We start from the raw sequence: 15401 nt of genomic DNA on the forward strand, positions 1-15401 counted from the left end.
ATCAGGCCCCCAGGCTCGTGATAGCATCCGCGCTATGAAGTTTCCCGGAAGATTTACCAGCGGCGTGTTGATACTGATTTCCAGCTGCGCGGCGCTGGCGCAAAGTGAATTGGATGTGCGGATCAAACCGTCCAACGATGAACTGAAGGCCAATATAGAAGGCTATATCGGTAGCCTCGGCGATCGCGATGAAGAAGCCTTGCTGCGCTTCAGTCGCGGCGCCGAAGAGCAAGCGCGCAAGGCCGCCCAGGCTTTGGGTTACTACCAGCCGCAAATCGACAGCGACGTGAAGGGCGGCAAGACGCCGCGCCTGGTGTTGAATATCGCCCCCGGCGAGCCGATCCATTTGCGCAACGTCACGGTGCGTATCGACGGCCCGGCGGCCTCGTTCAAATCCTTTCGTGTACCGAAAAGTGACCTGCTGAAACCCGGCGCAGTGCTTAATCATGGCCGTTACGAAGACGCCAAGCGGCTGATCCAGAACCAGGCCTCGCGCTACGGCTTTTTCAGTGGCCGTTTCACCCGTCAGAAACTGTTGGTGGACCCGCGGGCTGGCGTCGCCGACATCGAATTGATCTACGACAGCGGCCCGCGCTATGCGCTAGGCAAAGTCAGTTTTGCAGGCGATACACCGTTCGACGAAGACCTGCTGCAACGCCTGGTGCCGTTCAAGGCTGGTGCGCCCTATGACTCCGAACTGATCGCCGAACTCAATCAGGCGCTGCAATCGAGCGGCTATTTCGAGGGCGTGCGCGTGGACGCGGCGCCGACCGCGTCCAAGGACGATGTGATCCCGGTGGCGGTCAAACTGGAAACCCGCAAGCCACGGACCATGGGTCTCGGCCTGGGTTTTTCCACTGACGTCGGTCCACGGGTCAAAGCCAACTGGACCCGCCATTGGGTTAATCCTCAGGGGCACAGCTATGGCTGGGAGGCCGAGATTTCGGCGCCACGGCAGAACGTCGGGCTGTTTTACGACGTTCCGCTGGACCCACCATTGACCGACAAACTGCGCTTTGCCGGTGGTTATCAATATGAAGAAATTGCCGGCACCGATACCCTCAGCAAACTGCTGACCCTCGGCCCCGAGTGGCACAGCAAGTTGCCCAGCGGCTGGCAGCGGGTGGTGTCGCTCAAGTGGCAACGCGAGGAATACCAACTCGGCGACGACTCGGGGCTCAGTAACTTGCTGATGCCCGGCGTGAGCTATTCGTACCTGAAAAGCGACAACCGCATCGATCCGCACAACGGTTATCGCCTGCAATTCGAAACCAAAGTCGCCAAGGAAGGATTAGGTTCGGACACCAACCTGGTCTACGGCACGGCGCTGGTCAAAGGCCTGACCACGGTCTTCGACAAACACCGCTTGCTCGGTCGGGTGCAGGTCGGCGGCAGCGCCACCAACGGCTACAAATCGGTGCCGCCGTCCTTGCGCTTCTTCGCCGGTGGCGATCAGAGCGTGCGCGGTTACGATTACCAGAGCCTGTCCCCGGAAAACTCCGATGGCGACCGTATCGGTGGCCGCTACATGGTGGCCGGCAGCGTCGAGTATCAATATTCCATCGCCGAAAAATGGCGGGTCGCTACCTTCATCGACCAGGGCAACTCCTTCAACACACTCGAACTGCCGAACCTGAAGACGGGTGTCGGTATCGGCGTACGCTGGGTTTCGCCGGTGGGGCCGATTCGCCTCGACCTGGCCCATGCGATGGACGACGACGGCGGCATTCGACTGCACTTTTCAATGGGGCCTGAGCTGTGAAGCGTGGTTTGAAAATAACGCTGCTGGCGATTCCGGCGCTGCTGATGCTGATCGTGCTGACACTGGTCACCGTGCTGGGCACTCCGACGGGTAGTCGCTGGGCGCTCGGGTTTGTGCCGGGTTTGGCTGTGGAGAATTTCCAGGGCCGTTTGGGTGGGCAGTGGAGCGCTGATCATCTGGTGTGGCAGCAGGACAGCAGTCGGGTTGAGCTGAACAAAGCAATTTTCGCCTGGTCGCCGCTGTGCCTGATGCGCATGACGTTGTGCATCGAACAATTGCAGGCCGAGCAGGTCAGTCTGCAATTCCCGCCGGGCGTGGAAGAGCAAAGTAGCGGCCCAGTCAGTCTTCCAGACTTGAAATTGCCGCTGGCCATCGAATTGGGCGACGTCAAAATCGGCCGCCTGCTGTTCAACGGCAGTGAAGAACTCAAGGGGCTGCAACTGGCGGCGCACTGGACCGAGAAGGGTTTGCAGATCGACTCGGTGCATTTGCAGCGTGATGAGCTGAGCCTGAACCTGTCCGGCCTGTTGCAACCGAGCGGTAACTGGCCGCTGACCGCTGAAGGCAAACTGACCTTGCCGTCGCCGGGTACCGAACCATGGGCACTGGCCCTGAAGGTCGACGGTGATCTGCTGAAAACCCTGAACCTGAAAGCCGACAGCAGCGGTTACCTGAACGGGCAACTGACCGGCGAGCTACAACCGCTGGTGGAAAATCTGCCGGCCAAAGTGCGGATCACCGCCGACGGCTTCAAGGCCAGCACCGATCTGCCGGACACCCTGCAACTCAATCAACTGGAACTCACCGGCGACGGCGACCTGAAAAACGGTTACCAGTTGCTCGGCAAAGCCACGTTGCCCGCAGAGCAAGGCCCGGTTGCGCTGTTGCTGCAAGGCAAGGTCGACGCCAAGGGCGCGCAGATCGCCGGCCTTGACCTGACGGCCAATGACAAACAAAGCCTCAAGCTCACAGGGCTTGTGGACTGGAGCAAAGGCCTGAGTGCTGAGGCGAAAATCGACTGGCTGGATTTCCCGTGGCACCGTCTCTATCCGCTGATCGACGAGCCGCAAGTGGCGCTGCGCAGCTTCACCGGTGAAGTCTCCTACACCGACGGCAACTACATCGGTAACTTCAAAGCCGCACTGGATGGCCCGGCCGGGGCGTTCAGTCTGAACAGCCCGTTCAGCGGCGATCTGACCAAAATCCACCTGCCGCAATTCAAACTCGAAGCCGGGCAGGGCAAGGCCGAAGGGCACTTGAACCTGCAGTTTGCCAACGGTATCGCCTGGGATACGGCGCTGGACCTCTCGGCAATCAACCCGGCGTACTGGCTCGCGGAGTTGCCAGGCACCTTGGCTGGGCCATTGCGCAGCAAAGGTGAGATGAAGAACGAAACGCTCAGCCTGACCGCCGACCTGGACTTGAAAGGCAAGCTGCGCGGGCAACCGGCGGTGTTGCAAGCCAAGGCCGATGGTGGCGGCGAGCAATGGAACCTCAGCGCGTTGCAGATTCGCCTTGGTGAAAACAGCATCAATGGCCAAGGCAGCCTGCAACAGAAACTCGCCGGCCGGATCGACATCAAGATGCCGCGTCTGGCCCAGCTCTGGCCGCAACTGCGCGGGCAGCTCAATGGCCGGGTCGATGTCGCCGGCACGCTAAAGGCGCCACAAGGAAAACTCGGTCTGCAAGGCACACAACTGGCCTTCGAAGACAACCGCCTGCAAAGTCTCAATCTGGACGCCACCCTCGACAGCGCCCAGCGGGCGAAGATCGACCTCAAGGGCAGCGGCATTCAGACCGGCGACACGTCACTGGGCACGTTGACCGCCAGCGGTCAGGGCGACATCAAAAACCAGAAACTCGCCCTCGACCTGCAAGGGCCGAAGCTGAAACTGGCGCTCGGTCTCGACGGCACGCTGGACAAGGGCAATTGGCGCGGACGTCTGGCCAGTGGTGATATCCAGGCCGGCGGTCAGGACTGGAAACTGCAAAATCCGGCGAAGCTAGAGCGACTGGCGGACGGCAAGATCAACTTTGGCGCCCATTGCTGGATGTCCGGCCCGGCCAGCCTGTGTGGCGAAGACCAGCGCTTGATGCCCGAGCCGAAGCTGCGTTATCACCTCAAGCAGTTCCCGATCGACAGCCTCGCGCAATGGTTGCCAAAGGATTTTGCCTGGAAGGGCAAGCTCAATGCCGACCTGCAACTGGACTTGCCGGCCAGCGGCCCGAACGGCCTGGTCAGCATCGACGCCAGCGGCGGCACGTTGCGTATGCGCGAGAAGGAGCAATGGCTGGACTTCCCGTACCAGACCCTGAAACTCACCAGCAAACTCACGCCGAAACGCATCGACACCGACCTCAATTTTGTCGGTGGCAAACTCGGTGAACTGATGGTTCAGGCGCAGATCAACCCGCTGCCGAAGAACAAACCGCTGACCGGTTCATTCCGCCTCAGTGGTCTGGACTTGTCGGTGGCGCGGCCGTTTGTGCCGATGGTCGAGAAACTCAGCGGGCATTTGAGCGGCAGCGGCACATTGTCCGGCGGACTGCTGGCGCCGCTGGTCAATGGCAACCTTGAGCTGCGCGACGGTGAAATCTCCGGGCCAGAACTGCCGATGGCGCTCGAAGCCTTGCAACTTCAAGCCGTGATTGCCGGCGAAACCGTGCAATTGAACGGCGGTTGGAAAAGCGGCAAGACCGGGCAGGGCAGCCTCAATGGCAATATCGCCTGGGGCCAGGCGCTGGTGGTGGATCTGGCGCTAAAGGGCTCGCACTTACCGGTCACCGTCGAACCCTACGCCGCGCTGGAGGTCGCGCCGGACCTGAAGATCTCCATGAAGGACGACAGACTGGCAATCGTCGGCAAAGTGCTGGTGCCCAAGGGTGAAATCACCGTGCGCGAACTGCCGCCGTCCACGGTCAAGGTCTCCGATGACACGGTGATCGTCGGTCAGCAAACCGAAGAAGGTAAGCCGCCGATGGCCATGGCGATGGACATCGATGTGGTGGTGGGGGAGGACAAGCTGAGCTTTACCGGGTTTGGCCTGACCGCCAACCTGCAAGGTCATGTGCACATCGGTGACAACATGGATACTCGAGGCGAGCTGTGGCTCAACGACGGGCGTTATCGCGCCTACGGTCAGCGGCTGACGGTGCGCCGGGCGCGCCTGCTGTTTGCAGGTCCCATTGATCAGCCGTATCTCGATATCGAAGCGATTCGCCAGACCGACGATATCATCGCCGGCATTCGCCTGAGTGGCAGCGCCGAGCAGCCGACCACGCAGATCTTTTCCGAACCGGCGATGAGTCAGGAGCAGGCATTGTCCTATCTGGTGCTGGGGCGTCCGCTGAGCACCACCGGTGAAGACAACAACATGCTCGCCCAGGCTGCCCTCGGGTTGGGTTTGATGGGCAGTTCGGGTGTAACCAGCGGTTTGGCCAAGGACCTGGGGATTCAGGATTTCCAGCTTGATACCCAAGGCAGTGGCACCAGCACCGCCGTGGTGGCCAGCGGCAACATCTCGGAAAAACTCAGCCTGCGTTATGGCGTCGGGGTGTTCGAGCCGGCCAACACAATTGCCTTGCGCTACAAACTGAGCAAGAAGGTTTACCTCGAAGCCGCCAGCGGCGTGGCCAGTTCGCTGGACATCTTCTACAAGCGGGATTTTTAACCCCCAACCTGATCGTTCCCACGCGCAGCAAAGGAATGCAGCCCGGGACGCTCCGCGTCCCTTCCCAAGCCGAACGCAGAGCGTCCGTTGAGGCATTCCCACGCAGAGCGTGGGAACGATCAGCGGTGCACCATTTATCAACTAAATAGCAAGCAACCTAACTATTGCGTTGACATTCGCTGCCTAGGCAGTAACATCTCGACATACATTCTCTGCCTAGGCAGCTAATCGGTGGTCAGATGAAACATTTCACCTCATACGATTTCCATAATTGTCATCTCGGCCTCCTGCTCGGACGCGCCGCGCTGCTCAAGGACCGGATCATCGACACGCACATGGAACCCCACGGCATCACCGCCGCGCAGTTCAAGGTGCTGATCATCATGGCCCAGTTCGGCGTCGATACCCCGGCCGAGTTGTGCCGTCACCTGTCGCTGGACAGCGGTTCGATGACCCGCATGCTCGATCGTCTGGAACAGAAAGGTTTCCTCGCTCGCCAACGTTCCGAGGCAGACCGGCGTCAGGTTCAGTTGGTGCTGACCGAACAGGGCCAGCAGCTGACCGATCAGCTGCCGCAGATCGGCGCCGATGCCATGAATGAACTGGCCGGCGCCATCACCCCGGAAGAATTGAAAACCCTGGAACAGATCCTGAAGAAAATTCTGGTAGCCGCGGGTGACTCGATCACTCTGCTGCGGGTAGGTGGCCATGAGCAGTAAAAGCCTGCGTACCGGCCTGAGCCTGGTGCTGTTGGCCATGAGCCTCGCCGGTTGCGCCAGTTACAGCGGCCTGACCACCGAAGGCGTCAGCCTCGATGCGAAAAATCTCAAGGCCGGGCAATCCCTCAACGGCGTGACCCTGTCGCCCGCGGCGTGGCCAAAAAGCGACTGGTGGAAAAGCCTAGGCGATCCGCAACTCGATGGCCTGATCCGCGAAGCCCTGCACGACAGCCCGGACATGCAAATCGCCGACGCCCGCGCCCATCAGGCCAGCGCCGCTGCCTATGCCGCCGACGCCGCGCGGATGCCGACCCTGGATGCCAGCGCCGGTGTCAGCCGTTCGCGTCTGGCTCGCGATCAGGACCCGAGCGGGCAGGGCGGCACCTATTCCACCATGCGTAATCTCGGTGCGAGTTTCAATTACAACTTCGACCTTTGGGGCGGCCAGCGCGATGCCTGGGAAGCCGCATTGGGCCAGGCCCGTGCCGCCGAAGTCGATCAGCAGGCCGCGCAGCTGACCTTGTCTGCCGACGTCGCCCGCGCCTACAGCGATCTGGGGCAGACGCACATCATCCATGACCTGGCCAGCGAAGACCTCAAGCGCACCCAACAAATGCTCGACCTCAGCCAACGTCGCCTGAGTTCGGGGATCGACAGCCAGTACCAGTTTCAGCAGACCGAAAGCTTGGAAGCCAGCGCCCAAGCCAGCCTGATTGACGCCGAGAAACGCCTGCAAAGCGCGAAAATCGCCTTGGCCGTGCTGCTGGGCAAGGGTCCGGATCGTGGTAACGAAATCGCCCGACCGAAAGTTCTCCAGGCCAGCGCAGTCGCACTGCCATCGGTGCTGCCGGCGGAATTGCTCGGTCGTCGTCCGGACTTGGTGGCGGCACGCTGGCGGGTTGAAGCCGCGAGCAAAAACATCGCGGCGGGCAAGACTCAGTTCTACCCCAACCTCAACCTGAGCGCGGCGGCAGGTGTGGAGTCGTTGCTGGGCGATGCGATATTCGGTTCGGCGAGTCGCTTCTTTAACGTCGCGCCGACGATCTCAGTGCCGATTTTCGACGGTGGCCGTTTACGGGCCGACCTCGACTCCCGTGACGCCGATTACGATCTCGCGGTGGCGCAGTACAACAAAAGCCTGGTGAAAGCCCTGGGCGATGTCAGTGACACCATCAACCAATTGCGCGATATCGGCCGGCAAATCGGCGCCCAGCAGCACGCCACCGACATTGCCCAGGACTCTTACAACACCGTGGTCCAGCGCTACGGTTCCGGCATCGGTAATTACCTGGACGTGCTCAGCATCGAGCAGCAATTGCTCCAGGCTCAGCGTCAGCTGGCCAACCTGAATGCCGAGCAGATCGACTTGTCGATTCAACTGATGCAGGCGCTGGGCGGCGGCTTCCAGGGCGAAACCCTGACCGCAGCCAACGCAATCCCAGCCACGCAGCACAACTAATTCAAGGTACCCGTCATGGCCACTGTCGATACATCCCAAGCCCCTGACAACGCTCAAGACTCGAGCAGTCCACGCAAACGCAAAGTGATGTTGTTTGTACTAACCATCGTGGTGATTCTCGCCGGGCTCGGCGTCTGGGGTTATCACCAATTTTACGGTCGCTGGAACGAAAGCACCGACGACGCCTATGTGAACGGCAACGTGGTGGAAATCACTCCGTTGGTTACCGGCACCGTGGTCAGCATCGGCGCCGACGATGGCGATCTGGTCCACGAAGGCCAGGTGCTGGTCAACTTTGACCCGAACGACGCCGAAGTCGGTCTGCAAAGTGCCCAGGCCAATCTGGCCCGCACCGTGCGTCAGGTGCGTGGTTTGTACAGCAACGTCGACGGCATGAAAGCCCAGGTCAATGCACAGCAGGCCGAAGTGCAAAAGGCTCAGGACAACTTCAATCGCCGGAAAAACCTCGCTGCTGGCGGGGCGATTTCCCAGGAAGAACTGTCCCATGCTCGCGACGACCTGACCTCGGCGCAAAACGCCTTGGCCAACGCCAAACAACAACTCATGACCACCAGTGCGCTGGTCGATGACACCGTGGTGTCGTCGCACCCGGACGTGATGTCCGCCGCCGCGCAATTGCGTCAGGCGTACCTCACCCATGCCCGCAGCACTTTGATCGCGCCGGTCACCGGTTATGTCGCCAAACGCAGTGTGCAACTGGGTCAGCGGGTCCAACCGGGCACCGCGCTGATGGCGGTGATCCCGCTGGATCAACTGTGGATCGATGCCAACTTCAAGGAAACCCAACTGCGTGACATGCGCATCGGTCAGCCGGTGGACATCGAGGCCGATCTCTACGGCAGCGACGTCAAATACAGCGGCACCATCGACAGCCTCGGCGCCGGGACCGGCAGCGCGTTTGCCTTGCTGCCGGCGCAGAACGCCACCGGTAACTGGATCAAGATCGTCCAGCGGGTGCCGGTGCGGATTCACATCAATGCCGAAGAACTGGCCAAGCATCCATTGCGGGTCGGCCTGTCGACTCAGGTCGATGTGGACCTGCGCGACCAGAGCGGTCCGGTGCTGGCGCAACAGCCACCGCAAAAGGCGTCATTCAGTACCAGCGTCTACGACCGTCAGTTGGCCGAGGCCGACGCGATGATCACCCAGTTGATCCACGACAACAGCGCCGCGGTCAGTAAAACCGCGCACCGCTGATTGGTCATCACACCGCTCCCACAAGGTCAGCTGCGTCTGTAACAGACGTAGCGCCAATCAGGTTTCAAAGGATTTGCGATGAGCAATAACGCGTCTTTCACGCCGCCCAGCTTGCTGCTCAGCACGATCGGCCTGTCGCTGGCGACCTTCATGCAGGTGCTCGACACCACCATCGCCAACGTGGCCTTGCCGACGATTTCCGGCAACTTGGGCGTGAGTTCGGAGCAGGGCACCTGGGTCATCACCTCGTTTGCCGTAAGCAACGCCATTGCGCTGCCGCTGACCGGTTGGCTCAGCCGGCGTTTCGGTGAGGTGAAGCTGTTTCTCTGGGCAACGATGCTGTTCGTGCTGGCCTCGTTTCTCTGCGGTATCTCGACCTCGATGCCGGAGCTGATTGGCTTTCGGGTGCTTCAAGGTCTGGTGGCCGGGCCGTTGTACCCGATGACACAGACGCTGTTGATTGCCGTCTATCCGCCCGCCAGGCGAGGCATGGCCCTGGCGTTGCTGGCAATGGTCACGGTGGTGGCGCCGATTGCAGGGCCGATCCTCGGCGGCTGGATTACTGACAGCTACAGCTGGCCGTGGATTTTCTTTATCAACGTGCCGATCGGTGTTTTTGCGGTGATGGTAGTGCGCCAGCAACTGAAGGCGCGTCCGGTGGTGACCAGTTACCAGCCGATGGATTACGTGGGTTTGATCACTTTGATCATTGGCGTCGGCGCGTTGCAGGTGATCCTCGACAAGGGCAATGACCTGGACTGGTTCGAGTCGAACTTCATCCTGATCGGCGCGGCCATTTCGGTGATAGCACTGGCGGTGTTCGTGATCTGGGAAATGACCGACAAGCATCCGGTGGTCAACCTGCGGCTGTTCGCTTACCGTAATTTCCGCATCGGCACCCTTGTGTTGGTGCTGGGTTACGCCGGGTTCTTCGGGATCAACCTGATCCTGCCGCAATGGTTGCAAACCCAGATGGGCTACACGGCCACTTGGGCCGGACTGGCGGTGGCGCCGATCGGCATTCTGCCGGTGCTGCTGTCGCCGTTTGTCGGCAAGTACGCGCACAAGTTCGATCTGCGACTGTTGGCTGGTGGCGCGTTCCTGTGCATCGGTTTGAGTTGCTTCATGCGCGCCGGGTTTACCAATGAAGTGGACTTCCAGCACATCGCTTTGGTGCAGCTGTTCATGGGCATTGGCGTGGCGCTGTTCTTCATGCCGACCTTGAGCATTTTGATGTCGGATTTGCCACCGAGCCAGATTGCCGACGGCGCAGGACTTGCGACCTTCCTGCGGACCTTGGGCGGTAGTTTTGCGGCGTCGTTGACCACCTGGATCTGGATTCGCCGGGCCGATCAACACCATGCGTATTTGAGTGAAAGCATCACCACCTATGAGCCGGCGACCCGGGATGCCTTGAATGCGCTCGGCGGGGCGAGTAACCCGGCTTACGCGCAACTGGATCACGTGCTGACCAGCCAGGCGTACATGCTCTCCACCGTGGATTACTTCACGTTGCTGGGGTGGGCGTTCATGGGGTTGATTCTGCTGGTGTGGCTGGCGAAACCGCCGTTTGCGGCGAAGGCAGGACCTGCTGCCTCAGGCCATTAAGCTAAACACAGTCCCTGTGGGAGCGAGCCTGCTCGCGATGGCGGTAGATCAGTCAACATAGATGTTGAATATGAATCCGCTATCGCGAGCAGGCTCGCTCCCACAAGTTTTGTGTTTTGGCCGTTAGTTTGTGGGTGCTGCCAACTGCGGGGGCGGGGCGAAGTCAAACGGCGCCAACGCAAACCCTTGCTCATCCACCTGCAACGCCCAGCCCTGGCGATCCCAATCCCCCAACACAATGCGTTTGGCCGACTGCTCGCCAATCTGCAACTTGTGGATGGCGGGGCGATGGGTGTGCCCGTGGATCAAGGTTTTCACGCCATATTGCTGCATGACCCGCGGCACTTCTTCCGGCGTGACATCGACAATGTCGTTAGCCTTCATTCGTGTCTGCGCCCGGCTTTCGCTGCGCAGCTTGCGCCCCAGTTTATGACGAGTGCGCAAGGGCAGATGCCGCAGGATGAACAGGGTAACCGGGTTGCGCAGGTAACGTCGCAGCTTCATATAGCCGACGTCACGGGTGCAGAGGCTGTCGCCGTGCATCAACAGCACTGGCTCGCCGTAAAACTGCACGACACTCGGGTCTTTCAACAACGTGCAGCCGGCCTGTTTGCAGAAGGCCTGGCCAAGCATGAAGTCGCGATTGCCGTGCATCAGAAAAATGGCCGTGCCGCTGTCGCTAAGTTCGCGCAGGGCCTGGCAGATGGAACGCTGGAACGGCGTCATGGCATCGTCGCCAATCCACGCCTCGAAAAAGTCGCCCAGAATGTACAACGCACTCGCTGAGCGGGCACGTCTAGCGAGCAAATCCAGAAACGCCCGGGTAATGTCCGGGCGCTCCTCTTCCAGATGCAAGTCTGAAATCAGCAGTATCACTCAATGATCTCGGCTTTCTCGATGATCACGTCTTCTGCTGGTACGTCCTGGTGGCCGGCTTTGGAAGTCGTGGCCACGCCTTTGATCTTGTCGACCACGTCGGTGCCTTCGACTACTTTGGCGAATACGGCGTAGCCCCAACCCTGAGCGGTTTTGCCGCTGTGGTTCAGGAAGCTGTTGTCAGCCACGTTGATGAAGAACTGGGCAGAAGCCGAATGCGGCTCCATGGTGCGGGCCATGGCTACGCTGTACTTCACGTTCGGCAGGCCGTTGTCGGCTTCGTTCTGGATGCTTGGGCGCTTGTCTTTCTTTTCTTTCATGCCTGGCTCGAAACCGCCGCCCTGGATCATGAAGTTGCCGATGACACGGTGGAAAACAGTATTTTCGTAGTGACCGGCTTTAACGTACTCGATGAAGTTGGCCACGGTGATCGGGGCTTTTTCAGCGTTCAGTTCCAGGACGATGTCGCCATGGTTGGTGGTCAGTTTGACTTGGGTCATGATCATCACTCTTTATGAGGTAAAGCGTTTTCTATGAATTCGTGGGTTTCGGGGCGTTCAGGCCCTCACCCAGTCCGGCCAGTGTCGGCCAAGGCAGGCAGTTTAGCGTGCCGGGCGCGAATTTCGAGGCTGTTTTTCATTGGCAACCGATTAAATGCAGCCGATTGCCGGCCTGCTCTGTCAGCCACTTGACAGCATCGGCTATGATAAGCCCCTTTGATTTATAACAGCCGCTTTGATTTGGCCAACTGGCCGCGCACATGTACGTTCAAGGATCCTATGAGCAAGCCCACTGTCGACCCTACCTCGAATTCCAAGACTGGCCCTGCCGTGCCGGTCAATTTCCTGCGCCCGATCATCCAGGCGGACCTGGACTCGGGTAAGCACACGCAGATCGTCACCCGTTTCCCGCCTGAGCCCAACGGCTACCTGCACATCGGTCACGCCAAGTCGATCTGTGTGAACTTCGGTCTGGCCCAGGAATTCGGCGGCGTCACGCACCTGCGTTTCGACGACACCAACCCGGCCAAGGAAGACCAGGAATACATCGACGCGATCGAAAGCGACGTCAAATGGCTGGGCTTCGAATGGTCCGGTGAAGTGCGCTATGCCTCGCAGTATTTCGACCAGTTGCACGACTGGGCGGTAGAGCTGATCAAGGCTGGCAAGGCTTACGTCGATGACCTGAGCCCTGAGCAAGCCAAGGAATACCGTGGCAGCCTGACCGAGCCGGGCAAGAACAGCCCGTTCCGTGACCGCTCCGTGGAAGAAAACCTCGACTGGTTCGCCCGCATGCGCGCCGGCGAGTTCCCGGACGGCGCACGCGTGCTGCGGGCCAAGATCGACATGGCCTCGCCGAACATGAACCTGCGCGACCCGATCATGTATCGCATCCGTCACGCGCATCACCACCAGACCGGCGACAAGTGGTGCATCTACCCGAACTACGACTTCACCCACGGTCAGTCGGACGCCATCGAAGGCATCACCCACTCGATCTGCACCCTGGAGTTCGAAAGCCATCGTCCGCTGTACGAGTGGTTCCTCGACAACCTGCCCGTACCGGCGAACCCGCGTCAGTACGAATTCAGCCGCCTGAACCTGAACTACACCATCACCAGCAAGCGCAAGCTCAAGCAACTAGTCGATGAAAAGCACGTTCATGGCTGGGACGATCCGCGCATGTCCACGCTGTCGGGTTTCCGCCGCCGTGGCTACACGCCGAAATCGATCCGCAACTTCTGCGAAATGATCGGCACCAACCGTTCCGACGGCGTGGTCGATTTCGGCATGCTTGAATTCAGCATCCGTGACGACCTCGACCACAGCGCCCCACGCGCCATGTGCGTGTTGCGTCCGCTGAAAGTCGTGATCACCAACTACCCGGAAGGCCAGGTCGAAAACCTCGAATTGGCGTGCCACCCGAAAGAAGACATGGGCGTGCGCGTTCTGCCGTTCGCCCGTGAGCTCTACATCGACCGTGAAGACTTCATGGAAGAGCCGCCGAAAGGCTACAAGCGCCTGGAGCCGAACGGTGAAGTGCGTCTGCGCGGCAGCTACGTGATCCGTGCCGACGAAGCGATCAAGGACGCCGATGGCAACATCGTCGAACTGCGTTGCTCGTATGACCCGGAAACCCTGGGCAAGAACCCTGAAGGCCGCAAGGTCAAAGGCGTGGTGCACTGGGTGCCGGCCGCGGCCAGCGTCGAATGCGAAGTGCGTCTGTACGATCGCCTGTTCCGTTCGGCCAACCCTGAAAAGGCCGAAGACAGCGCCAGTTTCCTGGACAACATCAACCCTGACTCGCTGCAAGTCCTCACCGGTTGTCGTGCCGAGCCTTCGCTTGGCAATGCACAGCCGGAAGACCGTTTCCAGTTCGAGCGCGAAGGTTACTTCGTCGCGGATATCAAGGACTCGAAGCCCGGTCATCCGGTGTTCAACCGTACCGTGACCTTGCGTGATTCGTGGGGTCAGTGATTCAGCGTTAAGGAAGGAGCATTCGTGCTTACGATCTACAACACGCTCACCAAGAGCAAAGAAGTCTTCAAGCCCCTGGATGGCAATAAGGTGCGCATGTACGTCTGCGGGATGACCGTGTACGACTACTGCCACCTGGGCCATGGCCGCAGCATGGTCGCGTTCGATCTGGTGACCCGCTGGTTGCGGTTCAGCGGTTACGACCTGACCTACGTGCGCAACATCACCGACATCGACGACAAGATCATCAATCGCGCTCGTGAAAACGGCGAGTCGTTCGAAGCGCTGACCGAGCGCATGATCGCGGCGATGCACGAAGACGAAGCGCGCCTGAACATCCAGAAACCGGACATGGAACCGCGCGCCACCGGCCACATCGCCGGCATGCACGCGATGATCCAGACCCTGATCGACAAGGGCTACGCCTACGCACCGGGCAATGGCGACGTGTACTACCGCGTCGCCAAGTTCATGGGCTACGGCAAGCTGTCGCGCAAGAAGATCGAAGACCTGCGCATCGGCGCACGGATCGAAGTCGACGAGTCGAAACAGGACCCGCTGGACTTCGTGCTGTGGAAAGGCGCCAAGCCGGGCGAGCCGAGCTGGCCTTCGCCGTGGGGCGACGGACGTCCGGGCTGGCACATCGAATGCTCGGTGATGTCGACCTGCTGCCTCGGCGAGACCTTCGACATTCATGGCGGCGGCAGCGACCTCGAGTTCCCGCACCATGAAAACGAAATCGCCCAGAGCGAAGCGGCGACCGGCAAGACCTACGCCAACGCGTGGATGCATTGCGGCATGATTCGCATCAATGGCGAGAAGATGTCCAAGTCCTTGAACAACTTCTTCACCATTCGCGACGTGCTGGAAAAGTACCACCCGGAAGTCGTGCGTTACCTGTTGGTATCGAGCCACTACCGTAGCGCGATCAACTATTCGGAAGACAACCTCAAGGACGCCAAAGGCGCACTCGAGCGTTTCTACCATGCGTTGAAAGGCCTGCCGAACGTGGTGCCTGCTGGCGGCGAAGCCTTTGTCGAGCGTTTCACTCAGGTGATGAACGACGACTTCGGTACCCCGGAAGCCTGTGCGGTGCTGTTCGAGATGGTCCGCGAGATCAACCGCCTGCGCGAGAGCGATCTCGATGCGGCGGCGGGTCTGGCGGCTCGTTTGAAAGAATTGGCCAGTGTGTTGGGTGTGTTGCAGCTTGAGGCCGATGACTTCCTGCAGGCTGGTGCTGAAGGGCGGGTCGATGCGGCTGAGGTTGATGCACTGATCCAGGCGCGTCTGACGGCTCGTGCCAATAAGGACTGGGCCGAATCCGACCGCATCCGCGACCAGCTCACCGCCATGGGCGTGGTGCTGGAAGATGGTAAGGGCGGGACGACCTGGCGATTGGCTGACTGATGATCGTTCCCACGCTCTGCGTGGGAATGCCTCAACGGACGCTCCGCGTTCGGCTTTGGAAGGGACGCGGAGCGTCCCGGGCTGCATTCCCACGCAGAGCGTGGGAACGATCAAACAAAACCCGCCTTGTGCGGGTTTTTGTTTATGCGCAGGGTGTAAATGCTGCGGTGCCCATGCTGGCGCCATCGCGGGCAAGCCCGCTCC

General features: G+C 60.2%; 10 protein-coding genes. 8 read left to right on the forward strand and 2 right to left on the reverse strand.

Features of this window, described 5'->3' with window-relative positions:
- The first annotated feature begins 34 nt into the window (after positions 1–34).
- The 6 genes from AB4O41_RS26700 to AB4O41_RS26725 all read left to right on the forward strand — a co-directional run bounded on the left by AB4O41_RS26700 (position 35) and on the right by AB4O41_RS26725 (position 10437).
- Positions 35–1762: an autotransporter assembly complex protein TamA gene (locus AB4O41_RS26700; protein ID WP_460145331.1), complete on the forward strand. Its 1728-nt coding sequence runs from the start codon at positions 35–37 to the stop codon at positions 1760–1762.
- Entirely contained in the window at positions 1759–5433 is a 3675-nt protein-coding gene (locus tag AB4O41_RS26705) for a translocation/assembly module TamB domain-containing protein (RefSeq protein WP_460145332.1), read from the forward strand. Before AB4O41_RS26700 ends, AB4O41_RS26705 begins: the two co-directional genes overlap by 4 nt.
- A gap of 239 nt (positions 5434–5672) precedes the next feature.
- The gene (locus AB4O41_RS26710; protein ID WP_007896150.1) at positions 5673–6152 is read left to right on the forward strand and encodes a MarR family winged helix-turn-helix transcriptional regulator; all 480 of its coding nucleotides are present in this window, start codon (positions 5673–5675) and stop codon (positions 6150–6152) included.
- Positions 6142–7611: an efflux transporter outer membrane subunit gene (locus AB4O41_RS26715; RefSeq protein WP_460145333.1), complete on the forward strand. Its 1470-nt coding sequence runs from the start codon at positions 6142–6144 to the stop codon at positions 7609–7611. Before AB4O41_RS26710 ends, AB4O41_RS26715 begins: the two co-directional genes overlap by 11 nt.
- A gap of 15 nt (positions 7612–7626) precedes the next feature.
- Positions 7627–8829, forward strand: a complete 1203-nt coding sequence (locus AB4O41_RS26720; protein ID WP_460145334.1) for an HlyD family secretion protein — start codon at positions 7627–7629, stop codon at positions 8827–8829.
- 78 nt (positions 8830–8907) lie between these two features.
- Positions 8908–10437 carry a DHA2 family efflux MFS transporter permease subunit gene (locus AB4O41_RS26725; RefSeq protein WP_460145335.1) on the forward strand — a complete coding sequence of 510 codons (1530 nt, stop codon included), beginning with the start codon at positions 8908–8910 and terminating at the stop codon, positions 10435–10437.
- A 123-nt stretch (positions 10438–10560) separates the two neighbouring features.
- Here AB4O41_RS26725 and lpxH read toward each other — a convergent pair whose 3' ends face one another.
- Positions 10561–11313: a UDP-2,3-diacylglucosamine diphosphatase gene (gene lpxH / locus AB4O41_RS26730; protein WP_460145336.1), complete on the reverse strand. Its 753-nt coding sequence runs from the start codon at positions 11311–11313 to the stop codon at positions 10561–10563.
- The gene (locus tag AB4O41_RS26735; RefSeq protein ID WP_052967714.1) at positions 11310–11813 is read right to left on the reverse strand and encodes a peptidylprolyl isomerase; all 504 of its coding nucleotides are present in this window, start codon (positions 11811–11813) and stop codon (positions 11310–11312) included. The genes lpxH and AB4O41_RS26735 overlap by 4 nt, the downstream gene beginning before the upstream one ends.
- Positions 11814–12092: 279 nt before the next feature.
- Between AB4O41_RS26735 and AB4O41_RS26740 the strand changes: the two genes are divergently transcribed.
- Together AB4O41_RS26740 and cysS are read left to right on the forward strand one after the other, a co-directional pair.
- Positions 12093–13790 carry a glutamine--tRNA ligase/YqeY domain fusion protein gene (locus AB4O41_RS26740; protein ID WP_460145337.1) on the forward strand — a complete coding sequence of 566 codons (1698 nt, stop codon included), beginning with the start codon at positions 12093–12095 and terminating at the stop codon, positions 13788–13790.
- A gap of 24 nt (positions 13791–13814) precedes the next feature.
- Positions 13815–15197, forward strand: a complete 1383-nt coding sequence (cysS, locus tag AB4O41_RS26745) for a cysteine--tRNA ligase (protein ID WP_460145338.1) — start codon at positions 13815–13817, stop codon at positions 15195–15197.
- Positions 15198–15401 lie beyond the last annotated feature (204 nt).

This window comes from Pseudomonas sp. S2_A02 (genome assembly GCF_054668495.1).